This is a genomic window from Komagataeibacter sp. FXV3, from assembly GCF_015155755.1.
Classification (GTDB): Bacteria; Pseudomonadota; Alphaproteobacteria; order Acetobacterales; family Acetobacteraceae; genus Komagataeibacter.
The window spans coordinates 1-15178 of sequence record NZ_VWPI01000050.1 but is presented as its reverse complement, the minus strand read 5'-3'; the positions used below and the strand labels follow the sequence as shown (position 1 = coordinate 15178).

Sequence of the window (15178 nt, the reverse complement as noted above, 5' to 3'; positions counted from 1 at the left end):
ACACGGCATCGATCGTCTCGGACCGCAGTTCCTCCGCCAGCTGCTTCAGCTGTTCCACCGAAAGGTTGCGCATGTCATGCGGCGCGCGCACCCGGTCAAGCTGGGGGTAGCGCCCAAGGGTCGGAATGTCGGCGGGCGTCTTGCTGTCGGTCATGTCAATCAGTTCCTGCGCTCGACCACGTAGTGGACCAGATCGCGCAGGCGATCAGCCTCGGGGCCAAAGATGTCGATATGGGATAGGGCCTGTTCCGCCACGCGGCGGGCTTCCTTCGCCGCACCATCCACGCCCAGCAGGGCGACATAGGTGGACTTGCCAGCGGCTTCGTCCTTGCCCGCGGTCTTGCCCAGTTCCTCGGCGCTGGCGGTGGCGTCCAGCACGTCATCGGCAATCTGGAAGGCCGCGCCAAGGTCGCGGCCATAGGCGGAAATGCGCTTGCGCACGTCGTCGCTGGCCTGGCCCAGAATGGCCCCGGCCTCGGCCGAATAACGGATCAGGCAGCCGGTCTTCAGCGCATGCAGGCGGGCGACTTCTTCCAGCGACAGCGCGCGGCCTTCGCCTTCCATGTCGATCATCTGGCCACCGACCATGCCAGCCGCACCAGACGCATCGGCCAGCGCGCGGACAAGGTTGATGCGCACGTCCGCGCTGTCATGCGTCAGCGGACTGGCGAGGATGTCAAACGACATGGTCTGCAGCGCGTCACCGGCGAGGATGGCGGTTGCCTCATCAAACTTGCGGTGGGTGGAAGGCTGGCCACGGCGCAGGTCGTCATCATCCATTGCGGGCAGGTCGTCATGCACCAGCGAATAGGCATGAAGCATCTCGACCGAGGCTGCGACACGGTCCGCCCCTTCGGCCGCCACTTTGAACAGGCTGGCGACTTCCGCCACCATGTAGCCACGCAGGCGCTTGCCGCCGCCCAGCGTTGCATAGCGCATGGCGTCGATCAGGCGGGCCTCGCCCCCTTCAACGCGGGGCAGCAGGCGGTCGATCATCCCCTCGATCGCCTTGGCGCGCGCGGACATGGATGCACGCAGACGGACCATGCGATCCGCACTGTCTGTTTGGGACGAGGTTGCTGTTGTTTGGCTCATCTGGTGCATCAATCCATCGGTTTTGCATCCAGCGTGCCATCCGCACGCTGGACAATCGCCTGAACGCGGGCCTCGGCCTCGTCCAGTTTTTTCTGGCAGTACTGTCGCAGGGCAGCACCACGTTCATAGGACGTGATCGCGTCCTCCAGCCTTGGCTGGCCGACCTCGAGCTGCCGCACGATGGCTTCAAGTTCGGCCAGGGCGTCCTCGAAGGAAAGGTTGGTCAGGTCGTCGGTCATCTGCTGGTGGTGCTTCCTGAAATAACTTGGCTGGCGCAGGCATTACATCCTCGGGGGGCATCCTGCCAAGGGGACAACTGGTTTTACGCTATTTTGGCACCTATGCGGGGCGCGGGGTATCTGCGGCCGTGGTGTCGGGATCGTGCCTGCGGCGTATGACGAAGGACAGCGTGCCGCCTTCCTCGCCAAATGCGATCAGGGCATGGCCCGTTTCGCGGCAGAAGGCCTGAAAATCCGCAACGGATGCCCGGTCGGTCGCGATCACGCGCAGCCGTGCGCCCGGTGGCAGGCCGCGCAGCATGCGGTTGGCCTTGAGCACGGGCAGGGGACATGTCAGGCCGCGCGCGTCTAGCAGGATCTCACTCATGGGGGACCATGTCTCCTTGGTGGTGGGCAGCTATGCTTGTGCATCAGGGTTTGCTGTTGCGTGCAGGTACGATCATAAAAGAAAATGCGCCACTGATAAAACATGATGAAAGAAAGACTCTGGATGGCCACCTATCGTATTGGAATTGATTTTGGGGGCACCAAGATCGAAATCGCAGCCCTGGGAAAGGACGGAACCGAACGCGTGCGTCGGCGCATTTCCAATCCTGGCAACTATCCCGCCGCCATTGGGGCCATGTGTGACCTGATCCATGGGGTGGACCAGGAACTGGGCGGTACGGGCACGGTGGGAATCGGCATTCCCGGTTCCATCAGCCCCGATACGGGCGTCATCAAGAATGCGAATGCGACGTGGCTGAACAACCAGCCGCTGATCCGTGACATGACGGCCGCGCTTGGCCGCGATGTCCGGATCGAGAATGACGCGAACTGTTTCGCGCTGTCCGAAGCGATTGACGGGGCGGGGGCGGACCATCACAGCGTATTTGGCGTGATCATCGGCACCGGCATGGGGGCCGGGATCGTGATCGACAGGAAACTGCTGATCGGTCACAACCACATTGCCGGTGAATGGGGCCATGTGCCGCTGCCGTGGCCGCGGCTGGAAGAATTTCCCATGCCCAAGTGTTTCTGCGGGAACGAAGGGTGCATGGAACGCTTCCTCAGCGGTTCGGCGCTGGCGCAGGACTGGAAAGGCCCCGGCCACCGGAGTGCGGCCCATATCGAACAGGAAGCCGAGGCCGGCGACCTGACCGCCATCGGCGCGCTGGACCGTTATATGGACCGCATGGCGCGTGCCTGCGCCATGGCGATCAACTTCATGGACCCCGACGTGATCGTGCTGGGTGGCGGGGTGTCCAACCTTGAATCGATCTATGAACGCGTGCCGCGCCTGATGCGCCGCTATGTCATCACCCCCAACTGCACCACGCCGATCGTGCGCAACCGCCATGGTGACAGTTCGGGTGTGCGCGGTGCGGCATGGCTGTGGGATGACCATCACGTTGACTGACCCGTTGGGGCCAGTCGGTGCGGCCTGCGGTCAGCCTTCGGCGCTGTCGCGGCCGCGGAAGCCCGTGGCCACTACGTAAAGCTCGCTCGATTCCTTGCGGCTGGCCGGGGGCTTGGCGTGGCGGACCTGCGTGAACATGCGCTTGAGGTCCGCCAGCATCTGTTTTTCCGACCCGCCCTGGAACACCTTGGCCACGAACGTGCCATCGGGGGCGAGGATGCGGGTGGCGAAATCCAGCGCCAGTTCCGCCAGTCCGATAATGCGCAGGTGGTCGGTCGGCGCATGGCCGGTGGTGTTGGGGGCCATGTCCGACATCACGACATCCGCGCGCCCGCCCAGCAGCCCGGTCAGGCGGTCGGGCATGTCGGGATCATTGAAATCCCCTTCGATGATGGTTGCCCCCGGCACCGGGTCAACCGGCAGCAGGTCAACGCCCACCACTTCGGCCGCCCCGCGCTTGACCGCGACCTGCGTCCAGCCACCGGGGGCGGCGCCAAGGTCAACCACCCGCGCGCCGGGCTTTATCATATGGAAGCGGTCATCAAGTTCGATCAGCTTGAAGGCCGCGCGGGAACGCCAGCCCTGTTTCTGGGCGGCCTGCACATACGGGTCGTTAAGCTGGCGCTGCAGCCAGCGGTGCTGGGCGGTGGTGCGGCCGCGCGCTTTCTTGACCGTGACGGTCTTGGTGCGGTTGGCCTGTGCGGCGCGTCCGTCCGTGCTGCTGTCACCGGTGCCGGGTGTCAGACTGCTGGTACGGGCCTTGCCCGGTATGCGGGTAGAAGAACGCTGTTTCATGACGGGACGCGGTCAGGTACTGACCCGGTGCTCCATACGATTATGCAGGGGGAAGGAAGGCAGCGGGGTGGAAAGGCCACCACGGCGCCTGCGGTCCCCAATCATGCGTAAAAGCAGTCCGTCACGCAATCCCCGGTCGGCCACCGTGACTTCGGCCATGGGCCATGTGGTGGCGATGGCTTCGAATATGGCACAGCCGGGCATGATGTAGCGCGCACGTTCCGCGCCGATCAGGGGATTGCGCGCAAGCCCGTCCATGCCCGACCGGCGCAGGCTGTCCACCAGGGCCAGCGCATGGGGAACAGACAGGGTGCTGCCGTCAATCCCGGCGCGTTCGTAGCGGTCCTGCCCCTGCGCCAGGCTGGCCAGCGTGGTGATGGTGCCACTGGTGCCCAGCAGCATGACGTTGTCGCGGGCAATTTCACGGGTAATGCAGTGTACGTCGTCAAATCCGCGCAGCATGTCGCTGATCTCACTGACCACGGCGCGATAGCCGCGGTCGGTAAAGATGTCCGCCCCGTGGCGTTCGCCCACGGTCATGATGCCGGTTGGCAGGCTGACATAGCCCGACAGGTCATGCCGTCCGACGGCGCGGTCGATTCGCGCCCATGCGATTTCGGTTGATCCGCCGCCGATGTCGAACAATAACCCCCGCCCGGTGGCCTGGTGGTGGGACTGTAACAGGGAATTGCAGGCGGCAAGCGCCAGTTCGGCTTCCTCACGCGCGGAAATGACCGAGATGTCCAGCCCGGTTTCATGCAGGACGCGGGCGATGAAATCCATGCCGTTGCCTGCGCGGCGGCAGGCCTCGGTCGCGATGGCGCGGTGGCTGTGCAGGTCATACAGGCCCATACGCCCCACGCAGGTGCGCAGGGCATTGATCGTGCGTTCCATCGCCGCTTCCGCCAGTTGGCCGGAATGGTGCAGCCCTTCGCCCAGGCGTACGGCGCGGCTGAAACTGTCAATCACACGCAGGCCCTGTTCGCCCGCGCGGGCGATTAGCAGGCGGCAGTTATGCGTGCCAAGGTCAATGGCGGCATAAAGTGGTGCGCGCATGACGCGGCGATCCATCGCGGATGCAGGGGAAGGGGTGTTCCCGTGCTGGCGTATCTTTGCGCTGAGCGTCTGCTGGACCATGTTCATCCAAACCCGTTGACGGCCAAGGTATTACCTATTGTGTTGAGTGTTCTGCGTGAAACGCAAGCCAAAAGAGAAAATTTACGAAAAAGACAACACGGGGGTTGCGCCCAAAACGGCTGGCGGCTATATGCCTGATCACCGCAGCGCACCGCGCCGCTCTCTCCTTGCTGGGGGATAGTTTAGCGGTAGAACTACCGGCTCTGACCCGGTCAGCCCTGGTTCGAATCCAGGTCCCCCAGCCATTTCTTCCCACAATATCATATATTTTCTGATGCAGTTGCCATGGTCTGTTCAGGCTACATGTAGGCAATGCATCCGATTTTGCGTGCGCGTGCGCCAATGGTGCGCATGGTAGCCATGTTTGATTTTCGACTGATGGATGCCTGACCGCGTTTGGCTCTGGGTGCGTCTTTATCCCCGGTTAAGCGGCGGGTTGAATGGCAGGGTGGGAAAGTGCTGCCCGATGCGGGTGGGCTTGCCGGGTTCTGTCCTTGGCTACCCAAAGCATGCAGTCCGTAGCCGGTCTGGACCTTGTCTTGCCATGTCATCGGGGTGGAAAGCATCGGTGCGGGTCAAGGTCCTGACACACTGGCGGTCGGGACTGGGGCTGTATCGCCCTTTGCTGCGTTTTTACCGTGCGGATAATTGCAGCCCGGTTCACGCATTTATAAACAATGGTGAAGCCGGAGGCTGTTTGAAAAGTCAGATCAGGAAATAACCTGAAATCATAAGAAATTTTTGGTGAAGCTTTTTACAAAAAGTTAGCGCCCAAAAACTTTTGTTGTTTTTAATGATTTATCAGAAATGCAAAATATTACTTCTGATTGCCTCGGTTTTTCAGCAGTGTAAGGACTTCGGCAGACGGATGGCCGAATGTCTTTTTGTATGGATGGGTATAGTTTGCGTCCATGTTCTCGAGGTATCCCCAGTAATTCCCGTCACCATCAAAGGCAATGGTCGCAAAATTCATGCACATGTGTGGCTGGCATCCGTCAAGATAGGCAATGCCGTTTACGACATGGGCCGGGCCGGTTTCAACGGACAGGAAGTTGATGATGGTCTTGGCGTAATTTCCCGCGATCTTATGGATGCCTGCAATGATTTCAGGTGCGTGCGGGCCTTTCATGATGGATGAAGGATACTGGTTGTCGGCCCACGAAACATCTTCCGCATGGGCGCCGGCGGACAGCGCCACGGTCATCATGCCAGCCAGCAGCAAGCCCTTTTTCATCATTTCATATCCTTCCATATGGAACCTTCGCCGGTAGTGGCGTCGTGGTATCAGTACTACATAACCGTTTTTCAGTCTGTTTCGGAATGGATAAGTTCTGCCTGAAAGGTGAATATTTTCATATGGAAGGTATTCCCTTTTTGGTACAGGCTCCTTTTTCTGCATGTGAACGGTTTTTTACCAGTGCCTATTCATTTTCAGTCGCAATGGAAGTATGGGCAATGCCTGACACTGACGGGTTGTCTGTCAGGCTGTTTTCCGTATGGTCGCGGGCATTGGTTCCCAGAAACCACGGTGGGACCGGGATGCAGGCATGGACATGCAGGGCATGCGCCCGACACTTTGCGCCAAAGTGAGGATGGGGCAGGGGTCTCATCCATTATCTGCTCACGGCAGTGAATCAAGACCCCTGCCGGGTCAGCATTTCGCCCAGTGCCTGACCTGCTGGTCCACAATGATTTCCACCATGCGCCGCAGCGCGCGCATGTCGCCGGTAAAATTCCGTGCCAGTACGCGCCGTTCCATGCCATCCAGCGTGAACCAGCCCGGGCGCAGGTTCCGGTCCTGCTCGATCTGGCGGATGATGTTCATGGCCAGGGCAGGGGCGTGCGTGGCATCCGGGCTGTCCATATGAATGATATGGCAGCGCGATTTCAGCGGTTCCGACACGGTGGAAAGGTCGTTGGCGGTCAGGACCCACCGCACGCGGCTGACATCAACCGGCACGTTCAGGAAGGCGTCCCGGAACTGCCTGCACTCGCCAATGTCCAGGAATTGCAGCAGGGCATTCTGCACGCTGCCAAACCGGCCATCGGTCGGGGCCTTGTCCACTTCGTCAAGGATGATGCACGGATTGGCCAGCCCGGTCGCGGCAAGGTATTCCACGATGGTGGATGGCTTGGCGTCGCCAAATGTCTGGTGCGTGCCGGTCAGGGACAGGGGATCGCCCATCGCGCCGACATTCATGGTCATGACCTCATAACCCAGCATGCGGTAATACATCCGCGCCACCGTGGACTTGCCGCATCCCGGCGGCCCGACCAGCATGACGGGTCGCGCGATGCCGGACGTGCCCCATTCCAGCCATTTCAGGTCGGTTTCCGCCATGGCCCGTACGGCCGCCAGCGCGTGGGGGCAGGCCTGCTCCACTTCCTGAATGCGGGCGCGGATATCGTCCGGTTCGTGCAGCTTGAGGGGATGCGCAAGCCTGCGGACCGATTCATACGGATCGGGCTGGGTTTTGCGCCTGTGCTCCGGAAACTGGTAATGTTCCGGCAGGACGCGGATGTAATTATAGGGGTCGGACTGGTAATGCGCCGCTTCGGAGAGAGGAGGCGGTTTCTCTTCGTCGTAGGCACCGCTTTCCAGTGCGATCAGGAAATCAAAATCGTCCGATTCTGGCATCTGCTGTCCTCATTATCCCGTTTGCATTCCATCTGGCTGGAGTGCACGGTCGTATGAGGAGGCGGAATTTTTTCATGGCCTGACCCTATCATGGATGGTCAGGCCGTTTCCACAACAAATGGCGTCGTGGCTGATGCGCGCGGGGCAATGCCCGCACGCATCCACCCGGTCAGGCGGCCAGGCCACCATCCGTTGTCAGGGCGGAGCCGGTGATGAAGCTGGCTGCAGGGCTGGCGAGGAACGAGACAACGGAGGCGATGTCGCTGACCTTGCCGTATTCCTTGTGGCACATGAAGCTGCGCAGCATGTCGGCCGCAGCGCCGGTGGCGGGGTTCATGTCCGTGTCGATCGGGCCGGGCTGGACCACGTTGATGGTGATCCCGCGCGGCCCAAGGTCACGCGCGGCACCCCGGGCAAACCCGTTCAGTGCCGATTTGGACGCCGAATACAGCGAAATTCCGGGGAAGGGGGAACGGTCGGCAAATGTCGATCCGATCAGGATGATCCGACCGCCCTGCGTCATGTGGCGCGCGGCCTCGATGGTTTCGATCATGACGGCGCGGACATTCAGGCCCAGTACCGCATCGACCTGTTCGTCCGTCATCTCGGCCACGTCGCCATAGGGGTAGATGCCGGCATTGCATACCAGCGCGTCGATCCGGCCCATCTCGGCCACCACGCGCTGGATGGCGGCACGGTTGCCATTGCCTTCGCCATCGCAGCGGATGGCCATGCCCCGCCGGCCCATCGCCAAAACTTCCTCGATCGTCTTCTGGGCCGCCTGTTCGTTGCGGGCATAGGAAATGGCGATGTCATAGCCATCCTTCGCCAGTGATTTCGCAATGGCGGCGCCAATGCCGCGGCTGCCGCCGGTAATGTAGGCAACGCGTTGTGTCATTGTGTTTTCTCCTGTTTCCAACCTGTCTTTTCCCCCTACAGCACCGCACGGGCGGGGGAAAGCACACGCATGTGTGCGAAGGGACTTGATCGCGGGGTGCGGGTTGTCTATAGCCTGCCTGTTCGCGCGTCCGGGCCTGTAGGGCATGCCCGGCCGCAATGGAGTGTTTACGTCCGCCTTGAACAGCGGGCGGGGACACGGGCACCAGATATTCAGGAGAAGAAAATGCCCAAGATGAAGACCAAGTCATCGGTCAAGAAGCGGTTCAAGATCACCGCCACCGGCAAGGTGCTGGCAGGTCCCGGCAACAAGCGCCACGGCCTGATCAACCGCTCGCAGAAGATGAAGCGCACGAACCGTGGTTCGCAGGTGCTGACGGAAATGGACGGCCGCACTGTGAAGCAGTGGGCTCCCTACGGTCTGGCATAAGGAGCACCTGAGATATGGCACGTGTGAAACGCGGCGTAACCACCCACGCCCGCCACAAGAAGGTTCTCGAACTCTCCAAGGGTTTTCGGGGCCGTTCCTCCACCAATTACCGCATCGCGCTGGAACGTCTGGAAAAGTCACTCCAGTACGCCTACCGCGACCGCCGCAACAAGAAGCGTGAATTCCGCGCCCTGTGGATCCAGCGCATCAATGCGGCCGTGCGTGAACATGGCCTGACCTACAGCCGTTTCATCAACGGTCTGGACAAGGCCGGCATCGAGATCGACCGCAAGGTCCTCGCCGCCATTGCTTTTGACGATGCAGCAACCTTCGCTGAAATCGTAAAGAAGGCGCAGGCCGCTCTGGCCTGATCCCTGTCCCACGCCCGCGTGGCGACAGGTCCACGAAACGGGTCGTCCCAACGGACGGCCCGTTTTGTTTTTTAATGCAATGCCCGTGCCGCACCCGTTGGTGGTGGCGGGCACAATTCCATGCGCCGGGTCTGGCCCGCCGGTAGATATCCCTTTGCCAGCCCGCCCGACGTGAGCCTGTGCGAGGTGCTATGAGTGACGATCTCGAAACCCTGAGGGAACAGACAGTTCAGGCACTCGCTGCCGCGACCGACCAGCGCGAATGGGACGCGGTGCGCGTCGGCACGCTGGGTAAGTCGGGCAAGCTGACCGCACTCCTCAAGCAGCTTGGGCGCATGACACCGGATGAGCGGCGCACGCGGGGTGCCGCGCTGAACCGCCTGCGTGACGAACTGACCCGCCTGATCGAGGCGCGTGGACAGGAACTGGAGACAGCGGCGCTGAATGCCCGCCTGGCGGCCGAGCGCGTGGACGTGACACTGCCCTGCGCGCCGGAAGCGGAAGGCGCCCTGCACCCCATCACCCGCACGATCGAGGAAATGGCCGCCATTTTCGGCGCGATGGGCTTCCAGATCGCCGAAGGCCCGGATATCGAGAGCGACTGGCACAATTTCTCGGCCCTGAACACGCCATCGCATCATCCCGCCCGCACGGATCAGGACACCTTCTACCTGCCGCCCGAAGCCGAGGGCCAGCCCGAACGCGTGCTGCGCACCCAGACATCGGGCGTGCAGATCCGCACCATGCTGGGGCATGAACCACCTATCCGCATCATCGCCCCCGGCCGCACCTACCGCGCCGACCATGACGCCACCCATTCGCCCATGTTCCATCAGTGCGAGGGACTGGTGATCGAGAAGGGGATCACGCTGGGCCACCTCAAGGGTTGCCTGTCGGATTTCCTGCGCGCGTTTTTCCAGATGCCGGACCTGCCGGTGCGCTTCCGTGCGTCCTATTTCCCCTTTACCGAGCCATCCATGGAAATCGATATCGGCTGGTCACGTAAAACCGGCCAGATCGGCGCGGGTGATGACTGGCTGGAAGTACTGGGCGCTGGCATGGTCCACCCCCGCGTGCTGGCCAATTGCGGGCTGGATGCGCGGGAATGGCAGGGCTTTGCCTTTGGCATGGGGATCGAGCGCCTGACCATGCTGCGCCACGGCATTCCCGACCTGCGGTCGTTTTACGAAAGCGATGTCCGCTGGCTGCGCCATTACGGCACCTGTCCCCTGTCTCCCGCCCTGCTGCACGAAGGTCTGTGATCGATGAAGTTTTCCCTGTCATGGCTGCGCACGCATCTTGAGACCACGGCGACGGTGGAAGAAATCTGCGCCACGCTGAACACCATCGGGCTGGAAGTCGAAGGCGTTGAAGACCCCGGCGCGTCCCTTGCCTCCTTCCGCACCGCCCGCATTGTCGAAGCGGTCCAGCACCCCAATGCCGACCGCCTGCGCGTGTGTCAGGTCGATGCGGGCGAGGGGTTCGAACGCGTGCAGGTCGTCTGCGGCGCGCCCAACGCGCGTGCTGGCCTGCATGTGATCTTTGCCCCGCCCGGCACCTTCATTCCCGCCAGCGGCATCACCATCAAGGCTGGCAAGCTGCGGGGTGAGGCCAGTGGCGGCATGCTGTGCTCGCTGCGTGAACTGGGACTGGGCGAGGAAAGCGACGGCATTGCCGAACTGCCCGAAGGCACCGCGCCGGGGCAGTCCTATCCCCTGTTTGCCAAACTGGATGATCCGGTCATCGATATCGCGATCACCCCCAACCGTGGCGACGCGCTGGCGGTGCGTGGGGTTGCGCGCGACCTTGCCGCAGCGGGTCTTGGCACCCTGAAGCCGTGGCTTGCGGAAACGGTGGAAGGGCGCTTTGAAACCCCCATCAACTGGCGCATTACCTTCCCCGAAGCCTGCCCGTGGGTACTGGGGCGCGTCATTCGCGGCGTGAAGAACGGTCCCAGCCCGGAATGGCTGAAGCGGCGGCTGGAATCCGTGGGCCTGCGCCCGGTTTCCGCGCTGGTGGACATCACCAATTTCTTTGCTTTCGACCTTGGCCGGCCGCTGCACGTGTTCGACGTGGATAAACTGATGGGCAATGAACTGACCATCTGCCGAGGTGCTGGCGAAACCTTTACCGCGCTGGATGGCAGCGAACATGTCATGACGCCCGATGACTGCGTGATTGCCGACGCGCGCGGCGTGCAGTCGCTGGCCGGTATCATGGGCGGGGCTGAAAGCGGCGTCAGTGATGACACCACGGATGTATTCGTGGAATGCGCACTGTTCGATCCGGTGATCATTGCCCTGTCGGGGCGGCGGCACAACCTGCATTCCGATGCCCGCCAGCGGTTCGAGCGTGGTGTGGACCAGGCAATGCCGCCCGCGGCGCTGGAAGCCGTGACGCGCATGATCCTTGACCTGTGTGGCGGGGAGGCGGGCAGCGTGGTTTCCGCCGGGGCTGAACCGGCATGGCAGCGGCAGGCGCATCTGGAATTCGCCCGTCTGGAAACGTTGGGCGGACTGGTGGAAGAACCCGATCATGCCGTGCATCTGCTGGAAGGTCTTGGGTTCAGGGTGCGCGAATGCGATGCGCGGCATGTGGTGGTGGATGTGCCATCGTGGCGCAATGACATCGCAACGCCCATACTGCTGGACCAGCAGCCCGACCTGCCGCCCGCCCGCGCGCAGGCCGCCGCCGAGGGAGCGGGAGCGATTGACCCTGAAGTGGACCTGATCGAGGAAGTGCTGCGCCTGCGTGGGCTGGACAGCGTGCCTGCGGTGTCCCTGCCGGTGGGCAACGCCGTGCCGGTGCCGGCCTTCACCCCGCGCCAGAGCCGTGTCGCCAGCCTGCGTCGCCAGCTTGCCGCGCGCGGGTTGCTGGAAACGGTAGGCTTTTCGTTTGTAGCACAGGAACAGGCGGCCGAATTTGGTGAAACGCCCACGGACCTGCATCTGCTCAACCCGATTGCGGCTGATCTGGACCAGATGCGGCCCACACCACTGGTCAACCTTCTGGCGGCGGTAAAGAGCAACGCGGCGCGTGGCTATCCCGATCTTGGCCTGTTTGAAGTCGGCCCCGGTTTTGGCCCCGATGGGCAGAAGCTGGTGGCCGCCGGGATCCGTAGCGGCCATTCCCCCCGTCTGCCCGGACAGGCGGCGCAACCGGTGGACCTGTGGCAGGCCAAGGCCGATGCGCTGGCGGGACTGTCCGCCATGGGGGCCGCGATGGAGGGGCTGGGCATTACCACGGATGCCCCCTCCTATTACCATCCCGGGCGCTCGGGCGTGATCCGGCAGGGGCCGAAGCTGGTACTGGGGCATTTCGGGCAGTTGCATCCCGCCCTGCTGGCGAAGCGTGGGATCGACGTGCCGGTATGTGCGTTCACGCTGTATCCCGATGCGGTTCCCGAACCCAGGCGCAAGCGCAGGGCGCCACCCGCGCTGTCCACCTTCCAGCCGCTCAAGCGTGATTTCGCCTTTGTGGTGGCGGCCGATATCCCGGCGGAAAAGCTGCTGAAGGCCGTCAGGGGGGCCGAGCGCAACCTGATTGTGGCCGTCAGCCTGTTTGATGTTTACGAGGGCGACAAGATCCCGGCGGGGCACAAGTCGCTGGGCGTGGAGATAACCCTTCAGCCAATGGACAGGACCCTGACCGATGCGGAAATCGAAGCTGTCTGTGATCGGGTGGTCGCAGCCGCACAGAAAAGCTGCAATGCCGTCCTGCGTGGCTGAACGGCGCCGGGTGCGCGGCGCCCGTCGCGGCATCGGGCTGGGGGCAGCGGTGGCGCTGGGCCTGGCTGGTGCCACAACCGCCCATGCCACTGAAATCATCGGGGCCGGGTCCAGCTTCGGCGCGCCCATTTACGGGGCATGGGGGGAAGGGGCCGCACATGCGACGGATATCCGCCTGAATTACCAGACCATCGGATCGGGCGCGGGGCAGAATCAGGTCAAGGCCCGCACGGTGGATTTCGGTGCATCCGACGCACCCATGACGGCGGCGCAACTGGCGCAGTTCCACCTGATCCAGTTTCCCACGGTCATGGGTGCGATCGTGCCGGTGGTGAACCTGCCCGGCGTGGATAGCAGTCAGCTGCACCTGACGGGGGAACTGCTGGCGCAACTGTATGCGGGGGATATCACCATGTGGAATGATCCCCGCATTGTCGCGGAAAACCCGGATCTGCCCCTGCCTGCCATCCCGGTGGCCCCGGTGCGGCGCGCGGACGGGTCGGGCACGACGTTCGTGTTTACGTCCTACCTTGGCCGTGTTTCCCCCCGATGGGCACAGGCGCAGGGCAGCGGGACATCCATTGAATGGCCGGTGGGCGAGGGCGCGCGTGGCAATGACGGCATCGCCGCCGCCGTGCGCAATACCGAAGGCAGTATCGGCTATCTGGAATATGCCTATGCGGCGGGCAACCATATGGCGATTGCCGAAATGCGCAATCATCATGGCGACCTGGTTTCTGCCGGGCCGGACAGTTTCGCGCAGGCCGTCACCACTGCGCACTGGGCGGCCGATGACAGCCATTCCGCCGATGTGCTGGATGGGGATGGTCCGGGCGCATGGCCCATCATGGCCGCGACCTATGTGCTGATCCCGACCGACCGGGCCGATACGCCACAGGGCAGGGCGGTGCGTGCGTTCTTTGACTGGAGCATGCAGCACGGCAATGACGCGGCCCTTGCGCTGCGTTATGTCCCGTTGCCGGATGATATCCGGGTGACCATACGCGACCTGCTTAAAACGCACTGAAACAGGGGAAGAACGCCACGGCATGCCAGTGCCGTGGTGGGGCCGCCTGTAATTTGTGCGATGCCCTGAAAATCATGAAGAAGTCTTTGGTGAAGCTTTTTTCAAAAAGCTTCAAATTTGAAAAAAGGCATTCCCCAAAAACTTCCATTACCTTTTATCAATGGGTCTGTTTGGGGCGTGGGTTCCGTCCCCTGTTTTTACAACAGGCATTTGCGCTACCTGATCCGACACGATAAGCCGGACAGGCATGACTGATACTTCCCCCACGCGCGCGTCGTCCACGCCGGTTTCCACCAGCCCCACCATCTGGATCATGGCTGGGGAGGCGAGTGGCGACGTGCTGGGTGGTCGCCTTATGGCGGCCCTGCGCGTGCTATGCCCCAATGTGCGGTTTGCCGGGATTGGCGGGGAACGCATGCAGGCACAGGGGCTGCATACGCTGTTTCCGTTGCGTGACCTTGCCGTCATGGGCCTGATGGAAGTGCTGCCCAAAATCCGGCACCTGTCGCGCAGGCTGGATCAGGCGGTGGCGGATATTACCGACCGGCGGCCCGATCTGGTCATTACCATCGACAGTCCCGGCTTTACCCTGCGGTTGCTGCGTCGGATCGCGCCCCTGTCCATTCCCCGCCTGCATTATGTCGCCCCGCAGGTCTGGGCATGGCGTGAACACAGGGTGCGCGAATTTCCCGGCCTGTGGGAACGCATGCTGTGCCTGTTGCCGTTTGAACCCGAATTCTTTGCCCGCCACGGGATCGAGGCACGTTTTGTCGGCCATCCCGTGCTGCAGTCCGGGGCGGATACCGGCTCCGGTCCCGCCTTTCGCGCCCGCCACGGTATTGCGGCGGATGCGCCGGTGCTGGTGCTGATGCCCGGCAGCCGCCGGTCCGAAGCGCCGCGCCTGCTGCCGGTATTCGGGCGCATGCTGGCCATCCTGCAGGCGCGCGCGCCCGGTATCGTACCCGTGGTGCCGGTCGCCCCGGTCATTGCGGATATCGTGCGCAGGGGTGTTGCGAAATGGCCGGTGCGGCCCATTATCGTAACGGATGTGGATGACAAGCATGACGCGTTCGCCGCAGCCGATGCGGCCTTGACCAAATCGGGCACGTCCACGCTGGAACTGGCCATTGCCAATGTGCCCATGGCGGTGACTTACCGGGTCAATCCGCTGACTGCCGCCATGGCGCGGCGGCTGATCCGGGTGCCGTACGTGGCCATGGTCAACCTGCTGTCAGGCCACAGGCTTGTGCCTGAACTGCTGCAGGAACGCTGCACGCCCGAACTGCTGGCGCAGACCGTTGAACGCCTGCTGGCGGATCAGCAGAGCCGTAGCCTGCAGCGGGCGGGGTTTGGCCGGATCCGCGCCGCCCTGCGCGGACCCGGTGCGGACCCGGCGCAGGCTGCGGCGGCCGAGATCATGGA

Annotated in this window: 16 protein-coding genes and 1 tRNA gene; 8 read left to right on the top strand and 9 right to left on the bottom strand. The window is 62.8% G+C overall.

Annotated elements, in window-relative coordinates; genetic code table 11:
- From F1542_RS17400 to F1542_RS05340, 4 genes are all read right to left on the bottom strand, one after another.
- Positions 1-154 (bottom strand): 1-deoxy-D-xylulose-5-phosphate synthase N-terminal domain-containing protein (locus F1542_RS17400; RefSeq protein ID WP_193732132.1); only part of this gene is annotated, 154 nt, incomplete at its 3' end.
- A gap of 5 nt (positions 155-159) precedes the next feature.
- Entirely contained in the window at positions 160-1095 is a 936-nt protein-coding gene (locus F1542_RS05350; protein ID WP_408886235.1) for a polyprenyl synthetase family protein, read from the bottom strand.
- 8 nt (positions 1096-1103) lie between these two features.
- Complete coding sequence (locus F1542_RS05345) at positions 1104-1334, bottom strand: exodeoxyribonuclease VII small subunit (RefSeq protein ID WP_010507770.1); 231 nt, start codon at positions 1332-1334, stop codon at positions 1104-1106.
- Positions 1335-1434: 100 nt separating this feature from the next.
- The gene (locus F1542_RS05340) at positions 1435-1701 is read right to left on the bottom strand and encodes a sulfurtransferase TusA family protein (protein WP_019086399.1); all 267 of its coding nucleotides are present in this window, start codon (positions 1699-1701) and stop codon (positions 1435-1437) included.
- Between the two features lie 123 nt (positions 1702-1824).
- Between F1542_RS05340 and F1542_RS05335 the strand changes: the two genes are divergently transcribed.
- Positions 1825-2733 carry an ROK family protein gene (locus F1542_RS05335; RefSeq protein WP_019086400.1) on the top strand — a complete coding sequence of 303 codons (909 nt, stop codon included), beginning with the start codon at positions 1825-1827 and terminating at the stop codon, positions 2731-2733.
- A gap of 30 nt (positions 2734-2763) precedes the next feature.
- On the opposite strand, the gene F1542_RS05330 is transcribed toward F1542_RS05335, so the two are convergent.
- Both F1542_RS05330 and F1542_RS05325 read right to left on the bottom strand, forming a co-directional pair.
- Complete coding sequence (locus F1542_RS05330; RefSeq protein ID WP_193732131.1) at positions 2764-3528, bottom strand: RlmE family RNA methyltransferase; 765 nt, start codon at positions 3526-3528, stop codon at positions 2764-2766.
- A 12-nt stretch (positions 3529-3540) separates the two neighbouring features.
- Positions 3541-4671, bottom strand: a complete 1131-nt coding sequence (locus tag F1542_RS05325; RefSeq protein ID WP_193732130.1) for a Ppx/GppA phosphatase family protein — start codon at positions 4669-4671, stop codon at positions 3541-3543.
- A 165-nt stretch (positions 4672-4836) separates the two neighbouring features.
- Here F1542_RS05325 and F1542_RS05320 point away from each other — a divergent pair.
- A tRNA-Gln gene (locus tag F1542_RS05320) sits at positions 4837-4910 on the top strand.
- Positions 4911-5482: 572 nt separating this feature from the next.
- On the opposite strand, the gene F1542_RS05315 is transcribed toward F1542_RS05320, so the two are convergent.
- The 3 genes from F1542_RS05315 to F1542_RS05305 form a co-directional block, all read right to left on the bottom strand.
- Positions 5483-6064, bottom strand: a complete 582-nt coding sequence (locus F1542_RS05315) for a hypothetical protein (RefSeq protein WP_227672502.1) — start codon at positions 6062-6064, stop codon at positions 5483-5485.
- Positions 6065-6316: 252 nt separating this feature from the next.
- A complete protein-coding gene (locus F1542_RS05310; RefSeq protein ID WP_193732129.1) occupies positions 6317-7303 on the bottom strand; it encodes an AAA family ATPase in 987 nt (328 codons plus the stop codon).
- 169 nt (positions 7304-7472) lie between these two features.
- Positions 7473-8201, bottom strand: coding sequence for an SDR family NAD(P)-dependent oxidoreductase (locus tag F1542_RS05305; protein ID WP_019086406.1), 729 nt, complete (start codon positions 8199-8201; stop codon positions 7473-7475).
- A gap of 225 nt (positions 8202-8426) precedes the next feature.
- On the opposite strand from F1542_RS05305, the gene rpmI reads away from it, so the two are divergent.
- The 6 genes from rpmI to lpxB form a co-directional block, all read left to right on the top strand.
- Complete coding sequence (rpmI, locus tag F1542_RS05300) at positions 8427-8630, top strand: 50S ribosomal protein L35 (RefSeq protein ID WP_007400447.1); 204 nt, start codon at positions 8427-8429, stop codon at positions 8628-8630.
- Positions 8631-8644: 14 nt separating this feature from the next.
- Entirely contained in the window at positions 8645-9001 is a 357-nt protein-coding gene (gene rplT, locus F1542_RS05295) for a 50S ribosomal protein L20 (protein ID WP_010507784.1), read from the top strand.
- A 191-nt stretch (positions 9002-9192) separates the two neighbouring features.
- Positions 9193-10263 carry a phenylalanine--tRNA ligase subunit alpha gene (pheS, locus tag F1542_RS05290; protein WP_193732128.1) on the top strand — a complete coding sequence of 357 codons (1071 nt, stop codon included), beginning with the start codon at positions 9193-9195 and terminating at the stop codon, positions 10261-10263.
- A 3-nt stretch (positions 10264-10266) separates the two neighbouring features.
- Positions 10267-12729: a phenylalanine--tRNA ligase subunit beta gene (gene pheT / locus F1542_RS05285; RefSeq protein ID WP_193732127.1), complete on the top strand. Its 2463-nt coding sequence runs from the start codon at positions 10267-10269 to the stop codon at positions 12727-12729.
- On the top strand, positions 12710-13756 hold the full coding sequence (gene pstS / locus F1542_RS05280) for a phosphate ABC transporter substrate-binding protein PstS (protein WP_193732126.1): 1047 nt from the start codon (positions 12710-12712) through the stop codon (positions 13754-13756). Before pheT ends, pstS begins: the two co-directional genes overlap by 20 nt.
- Before the next feature lie 247 nt (positions 13757-14003).
- Positions 14004-15178 (top strand): lipid-A-disaccharide synthase (gene lpxB / locus F1542_RS05275; RefSeq protein ID WP_193732125.1); only part of this gene is annotated, 1175 nt, incomplete at its 3' end.

Coding starts and splice junctions, on each gene's coding strand:
- rpmI (WP_007400447.1), top strand. CDS start 8,427: ATGCCCAAGATGAAGACCAAGTCATCGGTCAAGAAGCGGTTCAAGATC.
- F1542_RS05350 (WP_408886235.1), bottom strand. CDS start 1,095: ATGAGCCAAACAACAGCAACCTCGTCCCAAACAGACAGTGCGGATCGC.
- pheS (WP_193732128.1), top strand. CDS start 9,193: ATGAGTGACGATCTCGAAACCCTGAGGGAACAGACAGTTCAGGCACTC.
- F1542_RS05335 (WP_019086400.1), top strand. CDS start 1,825: ATGGCCACCTATCGTATTGGAATTGATTTTGGGGGCACCAAGATCGAA.
- F1542_RS05340 (WP_019086399.1), bottom strand. CDS start 1,701: ATGAGTGAGATCCTGCTAGACGCGCGCGGCCTGACATGTCCCCTGCCC.
- F1542_RS05310 (WP_193732129.1), bottom strand. CDS start 7,303: ATGCCAGAATCGGACGATTTTGATTTCCTGATCGCACTGGAAAGCGGT.
- F1542_RS05325 (WP_193732130.1), bottom strand. CDS start 4,671: ATGAACATGGTCCAGCAGACGCTCAGCGCAAAGATACGCCAGCACGGG.
- F1542_RS05330 (WP_193732131.1), bottom strand. CDS start 3,528: ATGAAACAGCGTTCTTCTACCCGCATACCGGGCAAGGCCCGTACCAGC.
- pstS (WP_193732126.1), top strand. CDS start 12,710: ATGCCGTCCTGCGTGGCTGAACGGCGCCGGGTGCGCGGCGCCCGTCGC.
- rplT (WP_010507784.1), top strand. CDS start 8,645: ATGGCACGTGTGAAACGCGGCGTAACCACCCACGCCCGCCACAAGAAG.
- F1542_RS05305 (WP_019086406.1), bottom strand. CDS start 8,201: ATGACACAACGCGTTGCCTACATTACCGGCGGCAGCCGCGGCATTGGC.
- F1542_RS05315 (WP_227672502.1), bottom strand. CDS start 6,064: ATGCAGAAAAAGGAGCCTGTACCAAAAAGGGAATACCTTCCATATGAA.
- F1542_RS05345 (WP_010507770.1), bottom strand. CDS start 1,334: ATGACCGACGACCTGACCAACCTTTCCTTCGAGGACGCCCTGGCCGAA.
- pheT (WP_193732127.1), top strand. CDS start 10,267: ATGAAGTTTTCCCTGTCATGGCTGCGCACGCATCTTGAGACCACGGCG.